Origin of the sequence: Streptomyces beijiangensis, assembly GCF_017315755.1 — a bacterium.
Classification (GTDB): domain Bacteria; phylum Actinomycetota; class Actinomycetes; order Streptomycetales; family Streptomycetaceae; genus Streptomyces; species Streptomyces beijiangensis.
The window spans coordinates 1-737 of sequence record NZ_JAFLRJ010000900.1 but is presented as its reverse complement, the minus strand read 5'-3'; the positions used below and the strand labels follow the sequence as shown (position 1 = coordinate 737).

Below are 737 nucleotides of genomic sequence, written 5' to 3'. Positions count from 1 at the left end.
CAGGGCTATTCAGAAACGACGTATGGGACGGGCCGGCAGTTTGAGTTGGTGCAGGACATCGGTCGTGTTTACCGGGCCCGTCGTATCGACCCTCAGCAGTAAGCCCCCCAGTCGGAGCGGCCCCGGATACGTCGCCTTGACCGTGGCGATGCGGGCCGCGAGTTCCTCAGGGGCGGGGTCGGCGTCCAGGTGGCCCGGGTGGCGGGTGCGTGCGTGGAAGCGGTGGGCCGCCGTCGCGGGGTCGATGTCGCAGTGGATCTCGATGAGTCGGGCGTTGAGGGTGGCCAGACGTTGCGGGGCCGAGGTGTGGTGCCACCAGTTCACCAGGATCGCGTACGGAAGGGATTCGGCCAGCGCGAAGAGCACGTCGTCCGCGGCGCGGCTGAGCCGGTGGCGCCAGGTGGCGTCGCCCACGCCCAGGGCGTCGTAGAGCGACTCCAGGATGGTGTCCTTGTCGATGACGGGCCAACCGAGTTGCGGAGCAAGGCTGTTGGCCAGGGTGGTCTTTCCGCTCGCGGGGAGGCCGGAGATGATCAGGAACGTGCGCTCGGGCTCGGTATTCACCGCGAGGAGATTACTTGCGGTCGTCCTGCCGCCTGCCACCCGCCTGCCCGGTGCCGAAACCCCTGTGCTCCCGGCGGTAGCGGCGCTCGAAGCGGTTCTGGGAGTCGCGGCGGTCGCGATAGGCGCGGTACTCGTCGTTGCGTGTGCGGCCGCGGCCGCCCGGGCGGCCGTAC

At 69.5% G+C, this 737-nt stretch carries 1 protein-coding gene; it reads right to left on the bottom strand.

The genetic code is table 11. The features are described 5' to 3' along the window. Window positions 1-9: 9 nt before the first annotated feature. Complete coding sequence (locus tag J0695_RS39775; RefSeq protein WP_206969709.1) at window positions 10-564, bottom strand: P-loop nucleotide/nucleoside kinase family protein; 555 nt, start codon at window positions 562-564, stop codon at window positions 10-12. Between the last annotated feature and the right edge of the window lie 173 nt (window positions 565-737).